General features: G+C 58.0%; 14 protein-coding genes, 1 tRNA gene and 1 pseudogene. All 16 read right to left on the bottom strand.

Going from position 1 to position 11,900, the window contains the following annotated elements:
• Positions 1-826, bottom strand: an 826-nt coding sequence (locus tag NDI87_RS13230) for an exo-alpha-sialidase (protein ID WP_296275781.1), incomplete at its 3' end; no start/stop codon positions are given.
• Positions 827-874: 48 nt separating this feature from the next.
• Positions 875-1,144 (bottom strand): MoaD/ThiS family protein, encoded by a 270-nt coding sequence (locus NDI87_RS13225; protein WP_296275779.1) that lies wholly within the window; start codon positions 1,142-1,144, stop codon positions 875-877.
• 69 nt (positions 1,145-1,213) lie between these two features.
• Positions 1,214-1,624 carry a VOC family protein gene (locus tag NDI87_RS13220; RefSeq protein ID WP_296275777.1) on the bottom strand — a complete coding sequence of 137 codons (411 nt, stop codon included), beginning with the start codon at positions 1,622-1,624 and terminating at the stop codon, positions 1,214-1,216.
• 24 nt (positions 1,625-1,648) lie between these two features.
• A complete protein-coding gene (locus NDI87_RS13215; RefSeq protein WP_296275775.1) occupies positions 1,649-1,900 on the bottom strand; it encodes a DUF2442 domain-containing protein in 252 nt (83 codons plus the stop codon).
• Between the two features lie 174 nt (positions 1,901-2,074).
• Positions 2,075-2,920 (bottom strand): hypothetical protein, encoded by an 846-nt coding sequence (locus NDI87_RS13210; protein WP_296275773.1) that lies wholly within the window; start codon positions 2,918-2,920, stop codon positions 2,075-2,077.
• Entirely contained in the window at positions 2,917-4,494 is a 1,578-nt protein-coding gene (locus tag NDI87_RS13205; RefSeq protein ID WP_366028890.1) for a type IIL restriction-modification enzyme MmeI, read from the bottom strand. Before NDI87_RS13205 ends, NDI87_RS13210 begins: the two co-directional genes overlap by 4 nt.
• A gap of 135 nt (positions 4,495-4,629) precedes the next feature.
• On the bottom strand, positions 4,630-5,301 hold the full coding sequence (locus tag NDI87_RS13200) for a nucleotidyl transferase AbiEii/AbiGii toxin family protein (protein ID WP_296275769.1): 672 nt from the start codon (positions 5,299-5,301) through the stop codon (positions 4,630-4,632).
• Entirely contained in the window at positions 5,301-5,783 is a 483-nt protein-coding gene (locus NDI87_RS13195; RefSeq protein ID WP_296275767.1) for a helix-turn-helix transcriptional regulator, read from the bottom strand. Before NDI87_RS13195 ends, NDI87_RS13200 begins: the two co-directional genes overlap by 1 nt.
• Positions 5,784-5,935: 152 nt before the next feature.
• A complete protein-coding gene (locus NDI87_RS13190) occupies positions 5,936-6,475 on the bottom strand; it encodes a DUF924 family protein (RefSeq protein WP_296275766.1) in 540 nt (179 codons plus the stop codon).
• Positions 6,476-6,508: 33 nt separating this feature from the next.
• Positions 6,509-6,772, bottom strand: a pseudogene (locus NDI87_RS17510) (ParA family protein); the annotation flags it as partial.
• Between the two features lie 38 nt (positions 6,773-6,810).
• Positions 6,811-8,667, bottom strand: coding sequence for a glutamine--tRNA ligase/YqeY domain fusion protein (locus tag NDI87_RS13185; RefSeq protein ID WP_296275765.1), 1,857 nt, complete (start codon positions 8,665-8,667; stop codon positions 6,811-6,813).
• Between the two features lie 43 nt (positions 8,668-8,710).
• Positions 8,711-8,800 (bottom strand) — tRNA-Ser (locus tag NDI87_RS13180).
• Positions 8,801-8,960: 160 nt separating this feature from the next.
• A complete protein-coding gene (locus tag NDI87_RS13175) occupies positions 8,961-10,154 on the bottom strand; it encodes a branched-chain amino acid ABC transporter substrate-binding protein (protein ID WP_296275763.1) in 1,194 nt (397 codons plus the stop codon).
• Between the two features lie 158 nt (positions 10,155-10,312).
• Positions 10,313-10,543 (bottom strand): hypothetical protein, encoded by a 231-nt coding sequence (locus NDI87_RS13170; protein WP_296275761.1) that lies wholly within the window; start codon positions 10,541-10,543, stop codon positions 10,313-10,315.
• A complete protein-coding gene (locus NDI87_RS13165) occupies positions 10,540-10,977 on the bottom strand; it encodes a DNA polymerase III subunit chi (protein ID WP_296275758.1) in 438 nt (145 codons plus the stop codon). Before NDI87_RS13165 ends, NDI87_RS13170 begins: the two co-directional genes overlap by 4 nt.
• A partial coding sequence (locus tag NDI87_RS13160) for a leucyl aminopeptidase (RefSeq protein ID WP_296275756.1) occupies positions 10,977-11,900 on the bottom strand: 924 nt, incomplete at its 5' end. The genes NDI87_RS13160 and NDI87_RS13165, both read right to left, overlap by 1 nt.

The following is an 11,900-nucleotide window of genomic DNA, read 5'->3' as shown; positions in this document are numbered from 1 at the left end:
CTTGTGCCGGTACAAACCAGGCCCGCAGCGGGTCCAGCGGGTCACAGGCCACGGCAAAACCAAAGCCGGATGGCGCGGGCGCGGGAATGCCTTCCCAGAAGTGACCGGCGTTGGTGGAGCGGTACAACCCGCAGTGGTGCTGCACCCACAACACATCGGGTTGCGCCGCACACTGCACCATGCGGTGCGGGTCCTGGGCGTTGGGGTCTTGTTCGATGTCGGGGGGCAGGTAGTCGGCCTTCATGCCGTCGGCAGTCAGCAGCCAGGACTGGCCGCCGTCTGTGGTTTGCCAGACACCACCGCAGGACACTGCTACCGTGATGTGATTTGCGTTGCGCGGGTCCACCAGCACCGAGTGCATGCCGGGAAAGTCGTTGCCACCGCCAAACCAGCCCAGGCGCTTGGGGTTTTCCCACAGTGCGGTGTTCAGTGCCCAGCTCTGGCCAGCGTCTTCTGATTTGAACAAGCCTGCCGGCATACAACCTGCCCACAGCGTGTCCGGCTGCTCGGCGCCGCCAGCGGCCAGGCTCCAGATCATGTCCACATTCCACGGCGTGGGGTCTTCGGCCAGCGGGCCGTCCTGCGGCTTGGGTGGGAAGGCGGGCGAGGCCACCTCGGCCCAGTGGGCACCCTGGTCGGTGCTTTTGCGCAGTTTCACGCCAAAGTGCCCCAGGCGCAGCGCGGCATACCAGTGGCCGTTGCGCGGGTCCACCATCACCTGGGACACCGGGTCGCCCGCAAAGTGGTGGCCGGTGATCTCCCACAGCGTGCCCTGGCCACGCACCACAAACAGGCCTTTTCGGCTGGCTACTAGCAAGGTTTGCATGCTTAATCTCCTTGGGGTTGGGTTGCGCGGGCGTGTTTGGTAAAGGGGCTAGCCGCCGGTCAGGGCCTGAATCACCAGCACCCTGTCGCCGCTGGCCAGGGGCTGGGTGAGGTTCTGGCGGTTTAACACCATGGTTTTGTTGACGAACACGGCCACATGTTTGCGGATGTTGCCCTGGTCATCCAGCACGTAATGCCGTAACGCGGGGGCCGCCGCCAGAGCCGCATCCAGCACGACACGCAGGCTGCCCGCGGCCACGTTTTGCGGTGCACACGCCACATGGCGGCGCAGGCTGGCCGCGAATTCCACAGTCACCATGGCGCCCTTTCGAACAGAAGGCGCAGTATCACCACGCCGGACAGGATTTGCAAGCCAGTCGCGCCGCTTTTACATCTGCGCGGGCGCTGCCGCTTCGTCCATCCAGAACACTTCCCACTGGTGGCCGTCCAGATCGGCAAAGCCGTGCTGGTACATGAAACCGTGGTCCTGCGGCGCATTGGGCGTGGTGGCACCGGCAGCCACGGCCTTGCGCACCACGTCTTCGGCCTCGGCCCGGCTGTCAACAGACAGCGCCAAGATCACTTCGGTGCTTTGGAGCGCGTCGCTGATCGGCTTCTTGGTGAAGCCCTGGAAGAAGGGCTCCACCAGCAGCATGGCGTAGAAGTTCTCGCCAATCTCCAGGCAAGCGCCTTTCTCGTTGGTGAAGCGCTGGTTAAACGTGAGGCCCAGGGCCTTGAAGAAGGCCTGTGAACGGGCCATGTCCTTGATGGGCAGGTTGACGAAGATTTGTCGGAACATGATGGCTTCTCCTGGTGGGTTGACTCAGGCGGTAAGTTGGATAACCGATTGCTCATGAATTTTGGCCGGAGAAAGTTCCAGTCCATTGGGCCAGCACAGTGCGCCAGCATCAATGAAAAAGCGTTGAAAGTACGCCGGGTCACGCAGTTTGTCCAGCAGCGGACCCGAACGAGTTGCCAGATAGGCGTTTGCATCAAACACCCCTTGTGTGTGATCCGAGAAGTTAATCTCAAGCGTAAATGGGGCGGTCAGGCGGGCATTTAGTACTTTAATCACGGTCAGCTCCTTGAATTCGGTCCAACGGTTCAAAACGTTGGGCACGCTGCCAATTGTCTTGCAGTTCAGCTTGGTGCACCAGACACCATTCTTTGACGATGGCGGCAACTTCGAGGAAGATGTTGACCTTGGCTACGTCAATAGAAAAGTTTTACTCTGGAGTCAGATATGTCTTCATTCATATTGATTTTTGGCTTGGGTTTGGATATGTTGCCACTGTTCTGCTGCCAGCATACAAAGCTTGGCATGGGCATCCAGACAGGCTTGATGACAAGGAGTCAGCGTTGCTACGATTCCGTCGAGGTCAATTGGCGGTAATTCACTGATTGAGACAGTCCATCTGTGTTCTTGCCACTCAACCAATGCTGATTCCAAAATTCCGAGTCCGATGTAGCGCGGGATTCGATGTGCATACCGATCTCGGTGCGTTTCAATTGGGCCGTTGCGGTTTTTACTGTCTGGAAGTATTCCTTCGACAGCTGTTTTGACTGCAGAACAACCGTTCCAAGGTCTGCTGTATGTCCAAAAGTCGTTCCACCTATGTGGTGCTTCAGTGTCATCGGAAGTCTTTTCAAGGGAATAGCTGTTTTGGGTGAGTTGATTGGCTTCGTCAGAAAGCCTCATTGCCGCAAAAGCAAATCTGTTTTTTATAGCAAATGGCAAATTGAGCGCCAGCTCCGCTAATGGATTTACGAATTCATACAACAGTTCATGCTTTACCTCGATATCAACCCGTTTCAAAATGCTCGCCCATGCCGTCAGTTTTTGCAGGCTTTGTCCAAGGCGGTTGACTTCATTGGTCAGCATGTAACCCAAATGGGTTTCAGCGACTGTTCCCCATCCGTCCAGAGGTGTCATGTATGTGAGATGGCGATGAAGTTTCGGCATCTCAATCAGAGAGCGACACTGCTCGCGAGGAAGCATGTCCAACGCGTCGCGGTAGTCTTGAAGTCCCTGCACAAGAATACCTGTTTGCTTTGCCCAGGCCGCAGGCTGTCCCATCGGCGTCTGGTCGGTCATAGATTAGATGCTCCCTCAGTAGCCTGAGTTTTTCGCCCAAATTTACGCGGCTTTGACTTATTGTCAGTTGGCAGCAGGCTGGTGTATTTCTGGTAAAGCTCAAACAAAAATGCCACGCGCTCGGCGTCGCTTTTGTAATGCTTCTTGCCTCCGCTGGCCTCGTAGGCTTTGTCCACGGCTGCGTCCAGCCTTTGATGCGCCTTGAGCAACTCGGGCGGCATGGTGAGCGGGTCGTACAAGTCGGCCAGCGTGGCGGGTTGCTCGCCGGTCTGGAATCTGGCACGCACGTCGAGCACGGTTTGTGCTGCTGATTCGATGGCTGTTTGTGCAGAACTTGGTTCGGCGTTTTTCAGCAGCTCTGGCCAAGGGAAGTTGTTGTAGACGATCTGGTTTGTGTACCGATAGTCGCTTTTGATTCGTCCGCACACATACCTCACCCAGGCCATGTGCATGCCTGAAGTCATGATGCCAAAGTGAAATAAGGTGGCATCTGGAACGCATAGGTTGGCATCACCAATGATGACATTAGGTGATAAAAAACCTATTGGAATTAATGCGCGTCGTTCTGAAGAATGTCTCGGTACCAGCAGATAGCGGTCAGCCGGTTGCCTGATTTCTCCAAACAGCGTGGGTGTGGCTGCCAGCGCCTGCGTGACAGCACGGCTGCTGGCGTTACGGTGTCCCTTGACTTTCAGCACACGCGCCAACACCGCAGGCATTGAACGGAGCTGAGAAGGTGGGCAGTCTCTGAGCCAGAGACACCAGCGCGGAATGTTATTTATGAATTCATCGGCACCCAAGAATGGGCGTATCCAATTTGCGGCGGTGGGGCACTCGTCCAACAAAGCGGATTTCTCGGTGGCGTTCAGAAATAGGTAACCACCGTCATTCGCCATTGAGCCAAAAACGATTTGTGGCACGTCGCAAATCGGCCTGGAGCGGCGTGGCAACACCACATCCGGCGCGTCAACTAGGTATGGATTGATGTGGTTCACCGCCACCGCATGCGGCTCACCTCGTATGTTGTCGTACTCAAAAATCACCTTGCCCGGCAGGTCTTGCAAGCCAAAACCTATGATGACGCAATGCACGGCGGCTTTGCCTGAAGCCTCGTTGCTCCAGCTAAAAGTGCGGTGCGCAAAATGAATGTGCACGCCCTGCGCCAGCAGCCAGCCCCACAACACACCGACCTGTTCGCCCTGGGTGATGCTGTTGGTGGAAACGAAGGCGCATCGGACGTTCGCTCGCACATCACCCGAGGCGGGTGCGGGCTGGCCGGTGGGCGCGATTTTAAAAACCGAAGGTTCATGAGCGCCCGCCGGCCAGCCTGCACTCGCCGGAGTCTCGCCACGCAGGTAATGCGCCGCCTTCACATACCAGGCCGCCACAAAGTCCAGCAAGCCCGCATTTTCAACACCTGCAAAGACCAGTTGGGTGTCTTCACGCTGGGCCTCAATCATGAACTTGGCGCCCACAAACGGCGGATTCCCCAGCACAAAACTGCAGCGCTCGGCCGGTACCCAAGTTGGGGTTTGAAAAGATACCCTGACAAACTCGTACGATAGCGTCAACACAAGGAGGACCCCAATGGCAGTCAACCAATGTGCATTTGTATGTGCGGTGCAAGGCGGCTGCTGCTGCCAAAGCCTAATACATTTGACAAAATTGGTCTATATCCACCGTGGAATAATCACATGAAGCTACTAAAGTTATAGCGAATTGAGAAACTCCGCAGCCCGCACAACGGCTTCGTCAAAGCTGGGCTGGTAGTCCAATGTGTCGATGGCCTCGAACTGGGCCTGCAGCACTTTGCGCCGCGATGCCAGTTGCGCCACGAACTCTTTGGCATGGCGGGTCAGGAACGGGGCTGCTTGCCGCAGGGCATCCGGCTCGCGTTCGATGACCAGCGACAGGTCGAACAGATCACGCGCTGTGGCGCGGTCGCCGCGGTGCCAAAGCTTCTTGGCCACAATTTCTACCGCAGTTTCTACCCGTACCTCGCGTCCCAGCAAGTGCCATAGCTCAAATGGGGCCTCGGTCAGGTTGGGCGAAGCCACGAAATCTATTTCACCCTCGGGGCGCAGCAGTTTCACGTAGCCTGGGCCTTCCACATAGTCGTGCGTGACGGACTCGGCCACGTCGCTCAGGCGGGGCGATACAAAGCCCAAGTACTGCGGGTCGGGCACAAAAATGTCCACGTCTTTGCTGAAGCGGTGGCGGTAACGCAGCATGAGCACCGTGCCACCGCCGAACGTCCAGAATGGCTGCGGCAGGCCGTGCAAGGCAATCTCGTCCACCAGGCTAAACGCATGCTGCAAAAGGCCTCGCCATACGCCATCGGGCAAGCCCACGGGTTGGTGCGGGTGCGCTGTCATGTGCATCAGGCCCATGCTGGGGTGGGTGACTCCAAGGCATGCGCCCACTGCACCAAGTGCTTCCACAGCGTTTTGGGCGGGGTGCGGGTTGTGAGTGCGGCCTGCTCCACGGCGGCCAGGATGAGCGCCAGCGGAGCTTCGTCCAGCAGGGTGGCAATGTGGGGCGTTATGGCCTCAGGCAAGTCGCCCTGCACCAAGGCCTGGGCCAGCTCGGCGGGTTGCAGCACGCGCCGGTAGCTCACGCTGGCGGTTTGGCTTAGCAGCGCCAGCGCATCCAGTGGGGCGGGCTTGGGGCGGGCATCCAGTTCCAGCCCCAGCAAAGCCAGCAGCGCCAGCAGCTTGGCCGCGCCCAGGTCCACCAGTGTGCCGTTTTCCAGCTGGTTCACCGTGGCCCGCGACAGACCGCACAGCTTGGCCAGCCTGTCTTGCGACAGACCCAAAGCGGTGCGCCGGGCATGGATGAGGGGTGCCAGGTCGTGCAGAGTCATGGGTGCAGTAGAACACTGCGACTAAAAAATGTCAAACATGTTTGACAAAAAAGTCTGGAATACTGGCTGGATTTTTGTGCAAAATTGGCCTATAGCCCAGGTGAAATATGATAAATAAGCTACCAAAAAAGTAGCAAATGCAAGACGAAGACCTAGAACGAAGACCCCGGCTCGCTCAGAAACGCCAGTTCCTGTGCGTTGGAGGTGCGCCCCAGAATCGCGTTGCGGTGGGGGTAGCGGCCAAAGCGGTCGATTATTGTCTTGTGGCGCAGTTCGAAGTTCAGGTTGTTCTCCATGCCCGGCTGCGTAAACAGCTCAGTAGCCTGCGCATGAACCAGCGCAGACTCGCTGTGCATGTAGGGCATGTAGGCAAACACACGCTGCGTGATGGGCAGGCTGCGATCCTGCGTACTTGCCACCAGCTCTTGCGCCAACACCAGCGCCAGCGTGTCCTGCGCGAAGGCGCGTGGCGTGTCGCGGAAGACGTTGCGCGAGAACTGGTCCAGCACGATGATCTCCGCCAGCCGCCCCTCGGCCGTTGCGCGCCAGGCATACAACTCACATCGCGCCGCAGCTTCTAGCGTGTCGCCAAAGCGCGTGCGAATGGTTTCGTCCAGCGCAGCGTCCTTGACGAAGTGCTGTTTGGCGGTTAGTTCTTCGAACCAGAAGTGGAGGATGGATTGGGGGTGCATGGTGTGTCTGAAAGAGTCAAGGTCCATACGCCCGTATGTAGAGTTCAATACATCTGACGGGACGCCCGTGACTTTCGTCTGGTCATCGAATACGTCAAGTATGGTGTTTTGCCCTGCTTGAATTTTCTGAACATAGTCATCACCGCCAACAAGCATTTGAGTTGCATTGAATTGAGGGTTTGTGTCTATAAGTAGAACCCGCTTTCCATGACGTCTGGCAAGCACATCTGCAATATTGACAGCCAAGGTTGACTTTTCAACCCCTCCCTTCATGTTCACCAAGCTAACGGTATGCATTTGTCTTCCCTTGAATTTTTCTAATTTCGGCTTTCTATTTACTTCCCCCAACTATCCTTCAACCCCACCGCCAGATTAAACACCGGCTTCGTCCCTTGCATATGGTCAATGCGATCCGCCACAAAGTACCCATGCCGCTCAAACTGGAAGTTCTGCCCCGGCAGGGCGTTTGCCAGTGACGGCTCGACGATGGCCGTGATGACCTTCAGGCTGTTCGGGTTCAGGCTCTCGATGAAGTCCTTGCCGCCCGCGTCGGGCTGGGCGTCCAGGAACAGGCGGTCATACAGGCGCACTTCGGCGTTGACGCCGTTGGCCACGCCGACCCAGGTGATGGCGGCTTTGACCTTGACGGTTTCGCTGCCGGGGGTACCGCTCTTGGTGTCGGGCACCACGGTGGCCAGCACTTCGGTGATCTGTCCGTTCGCGTCTTTGTTGCAGTCGGTGCATTCGATCACGTAGCCGCCCTTCAGGCGCACCTTGTTGCCGGGGAACAAACGCTTGTAACCCTTGGGCGGCACTTCTTCAAAATCTTCGCGGTCGATCCACACCTCTTTACCTATTGTGAAGTGGCGCGCCGGTGGTGGCTCCGAGCCTTCGGGTGCTGCACCAGAAGACGCACCATGCGGCGCGTGGGGCAGGGCAGGCTGGGTGCAGGGCTCAAGATGCCCAGCACCCATCACCTCGTCCCAGTTTGTCATCACCAGCTTGACCGGGTTCAGCACGGCCATGCCGCGATGGGCCTTAAGTTCGAGGTCTTCGCGCAGGCAGCCTTCCAGGGTGGCATAGTCGATCCAGCTGTCGCTCTTGGTCACGCCAATGCGTTCGGCAAACAGTTGCAACGCTGCAGGGGTGTAGCCACGGCGGCGCAGGCCGACTATTGTTGGCATGCGCGGGTCGTCCCAGCCGTTGACTTTGTGGTCGTACACCAGTTGCGCCAGCTTGCGTTTGCTGGTGATCACATAGGTGAGGTTGAGGCGGGCAAATTCGTACTGGTGCGGTGGCGGGCTGGCCAGCAGGCCGCCTTCAATCAGCCGCGCCATCAGCCAGTCGTAAAACGGGCGCTGATCTTCAAATTCGAGCGTGCAGATGCTGTGGGTGATCTGCTCCAGCGCGTCCTCGATCGGGTGCGCATAGGTGTACATCGGGTAGATGCACCATTTGTCGCCGGTGTTGTGGTGGGTGGCGCGGCGGATGCGGTAGATGGCCGGGTCGCGCAGGTTGATGTTGGGGCTGGCCATGTCGATTTTGGCGCGCAGCACCATGGCGCCATCTTCATGCTGGCCATCACGCATTTCGCGGAAGATACGCAGGTTCTCGGCTGGGGTGCGGGTGCGGAAAGGGCTGTCGACGCCGGGCTTGCCGAAGTCGCCGCGATTGATTCTGATTTGCTCGACAGTTTGTTCATCCACATAGGCGTGGCCGGCCTCGATCAGGTATTCGGCGGCGCGGTACATGAAGTCGAAGTAGTTGCTGGCCTGGTAGGGCGCGGCGCCGGGGGCGCCGTTCCACTCAAAGCCGAGCCACTTCACCGCGTCGATGATGCTGTTGACGTATTCGGTGTCTTCTTTTTCGGGGTTGGTGTCGTCAAAGCGCAGGTGGCACACGCCGCCATAGTCGCGCGCCAGGCCAAAGTTCAGGCAGATGCTTTTGGCGTGGCCAATGTGCAGGTAGCCGTTGGGTTCGGGCGGAAAGCGGGTGCGGATTTTGGCGGGGTCGGGCTGGCCCTTGGCGTGATGGGCGGCATCACCGGGGCTGCCACCCCATTTGCGGCTGGCATAGGTGCCATTGGCCAGGTCAGATTCGATGATCTGGCGTAAGAAATTGCTGGGTTTAACGACGTCTGTGGCCGCTGCGCTGGCAGCAGGCTTGTTGTGTGTGTTTGTGGGGTGACTCATGCGTTTGATTTTAGGCGCATGAAGTCCCCTTTAAACATCATTCTGGCGGAGCAGGGGGGATTCGAACCCCCGGGGGATTTAACTCCCCGCACGCTTTCCAGGCGTGTGACTTAAACCACTCATCCACCGCTCCAGAACCGAAGATTTTACCTGCCTGGATGGCTGGTTTCGGGTTTGGTGGCAATAGAAATTTGCAGGCGGCTCACAATGGCCATTAAAAAAGGGAAGCAAACCCGGGTTTGCTTCCCTTGCAGGCTGACACGCTGTGGTGTCAGCGCGGCTTGGCTCGCGGCTTAGCGCAGCACAGCCAGGGTTTCCAGCTGGCCAGCGCGAATGGTCTTGAGGGTCAAAGCACCATTTTTGATATCGCCTTTTTCATCAAATGCGACCGGGCCAGACACGCCTTTGAAATCGGCCGTGGTCGCCAGCATGGGCAGGTATTTGGCAGGGTCGGCCGAATCAGCCTTGACCATGGCCGCCACCATCACGTTGACCGCGTCATAGACGTAAGGTGCATAAAGCTTGACGTCGGTGTTGAACTTGGCCTGGTACTTAACCTTGAATTCATCCATGCCAACCTTGGCTTCGCCATCGACGCCACCGGCTTCAGCGCAGTAAACCTGGTTGTCGGCGATGGCGTCACCGCCCAGCTTGACCAGCTCGGTGGTGCAGATGCCGTCGCCACCCATGAACTTTGGCTTCATGGCCAGGGCCTTCATTTGCTTGAGCATGGGGCCGGCTACGGCGTCCATGCCGCCGAAGAACACCACGTCGGGCTTTTTGGCTTTGATGGTGGTCAGGATGGAGGTGAAGTCGGTTGCCTTGTCGGTGGTGAATTCCTTGGCAACCACCTTGCCGCCAGCGGCTTCAACCGCTTTGGCGAATTCTTCTGCAACGCCCTGGCCATAAGCGGTACGGTCATCAATCACGGCGATGGACTTGCCCTTGAGGGTTGTCACCGCATATTTGCCCAGCGTGCCACCCAGCTGGGTGTCGTCAGCCACCATACGGAAGGTGGTCTTGAAGCCTTGACGGGTGTACTTGGGGTTGGTTGACGAGGGCGAGATTTGGGGAATGCCAGCATCGCTGTAAATCTTGGAGGCGGGAATGGTGGTGCCTGAATTCAGGTGACCCACCACACCGGCAACTTTGGCGTCAGCCAATTTTTGTGCGACAGCAGTACCTTGTTTCGGATCAGCAGCATCGTCTTCAGCCAGCAGCTCGAAAGTCACTTTTTGACCACCCAGCATGACACCCTTGGCATTGAGTTCGTCAATGGCCAGGCGTGCACCGTTTTCGTTGTCTTTGCCCAGGTGGGCAATGGCGCCGCTGGTCGGACCAACGTGGCCAATTTTGACAACATTGCCAGCCGGTGCTGGTGCGGCTGCCGGGGCAGCTGCAGGTGCGGGTGCAGCTTCTTCTTTTTTACCGCAAGCAACAAGCAGGGTGGCAGCGGCGATCAGGGTCAAGGTACTTTTAATGTGCATAAAAACTCCATTTTAAAAAAAGAAAATTGCAGAAACAAATTCAAGCCGTGCACGATAGCCTAGTTTGATGTTCCGCGCCATAGGGAAGTCACCAATATGGTGCATCAATCTCAAATTTTGACAGGTGCAGCGGTCGGGTCGGGGCGGTTTTGGGTCTTTCAAGCATCCATTACAGCCTGGCGCACCAGCAACTCAATGTCACTTTGCATGCGCGCATTAAATTCATGCAAGTGTTGTGCCAGCAGGGGGTGAAACTGTTGGCAAATTGCTGCAATCAGGGGTTCAACTTCGAGATTGGGATGCGTTTTGGTCTGACGTAGGTCGGGCGCATCCACCATCTCGGTCAGGGTGGGCACAAAGCGCGGCGGCTGGCGTGTGGGTGTGTTCATTGCGGCGCAGTGGCTTGCAGGACGTGGTTGCTTAATTCACAAGCCGAACTGGCGTAGTGCTTCCAGCGACTGCGTGCCTGGCGTTTGTCATCGACGTCTTCGCTCACGATTTCAATGATGCGTGTGAACTGCTTAAAACCTGTGGGTACGTCGGAGCCCAGGTTCAGCAGGATCGGGCGCGCCAGGGCTTGCGGATTTTGGCTGAGCACAATGGGTGTGTTTGCAAGCACTTGCATTGGCGCATCCTGAAAACAGTGGGGCACAAAATCGATACCTGAAAATGTCCAGAGCAACTGGTCGAACTGCCGCAGTGTTGTTTCATCCGCAGTCACCAGCACCTGCGCGCCACTGGCCGCGGCCTTGCGCAGCAAGCGGCAGGCATACAGCAGCCGGTCAGGTGCCTGGGTGTGAAACTCGACCTTGGTCACAGGCATCATTCGGGACGGGTTTGCAAGGACAACACATAGTGCAGCAGCAATCCCACCGGGCGGCCGGTGGCGCCTTTGGCTGTGCCGCTTTTCCAGGCCGAACCGGCGATGTCGAGATGGCCCCAGGGGTATTTGCTGGTGAAGCGTTGCAGAAATTTGGCCGCGGTGATGGCGCCGCCCGGACGGCCCGCGACGTTGGCCACGTCGGCATAGCTGGTTTTCAGGCCATCGGCGTAGTCGTCATCGAGCGGCATGGGCCAGCACAGGTCCTGCGACGACTCACTGGCTTTTGCCATGGCTGCCGACATGGTTTCGTTGGCTGAAAAAAAGCCGCTGCGCACGCCGCCCAGGGCAATCACGCAGGCTCCGGTGAGGGTGGCAATGTCAAGCACGGCCTGCGGTTTGAAACGCTCGGCATAGGTCAGGGCATCACACAGCACCAGCCGGCCTTCGGCATCGGTATTGAGAATTTCGATGGTCTGACCGCTCATGCTGGTCACCACGTCGCCCGGTTTGACCGCGCGGCTGCCGGGCAGATTTTCGCAAGCCGGAATCAGGCCGACGACGTTGATGTCGGGTTGCAACTCGGCCAGCGCCTTGAACACGCCCAAGACACTGGCAGCGCCACACATGTCGTACTTCATTTCATCCATCTCGGCGGCAGGCTTGATGGAAATGCCGCCGCTGTCAAAGGTGATGCCCTTGCCCACCAGCACCACCGGCGGCTGGCTCTTGGGTGCACCCTTGTAGTGCAACTCGATGAACTTCAGGGGTTCGTCCGAGCCTTTGGCGACTGCCAGAAAAGCCCCCATGCCGAGTTTTTCCACCTCTTTGTGGTTCATGACCTCGCATTTGATACGCGGCGATTTGGCCAGCGCCTGGGCTGCACGCGCCAGATGGCTGGGGGTGGCGTGATTGGCCGGGCGATT

Origin of the sequence: Rhodoferax sp. (genome assembly GCF_023701345.1) — a bacterium.
Lineage (GTDB): Bacteria > Pseudomonadota > Gammaproteobacteria > Burkholderiales > Burkholderiaceae_C > Rhodoferax.
The sequence above is the reverse complement of the archived record's forward strand: the minus strand, read 5'-3'. Positions and strand labels throughout refer to the sequence as shown.